Annotated in this window: 1 tRNA gene; it reads left to right on the top strand. The window is 43.9% G+C overall.

Annotated elements, in window-relative coordinates:
* Positions 1-129: 129 nt before the first annotated feature.
* A tRNA-Met gene (locus Q4519_RS22345) sits at positions 130-206 on the top strand.
* Positions 207-223: the final 17 nt, after the last annotated feature.

Below are 223 nucleotides of genomic sequence, written 5' to 3'. Positions count from 1 at the left end.
CCAATTTGGTAAAAGTGAATAAGAAAAAGCTTATCGGGCTCAACTCTTATAAACTCGGCGAAGGTCGTTGGTTCAAATCCGGCTCCCGCAACCAATTTTTAATAGATAAAAAGTGTCAAAAAAACCAGTCGCGGGATGGAGCAGTTTGGTAGCTCGTCGGGCTCATAACCCGAAGGTCGTTGGTTCAAATCCAGCTCCCGCAACCAATTTGGTAAAAGTGAAT

The organism is Motilimonas sp. 1_MG-2023 (assembly GCF_030547455.1).
In the GTDB taxonomy this organism is placed as follows: domain Bacteria; phylum Pseudomonadota; class Gammaproteobacteria; order Enterobacterales; family CBDFNC01; genus Motilimonas.
This window is presented reverse-complemented; position numbering and strand designations above follow the sequence as displayed.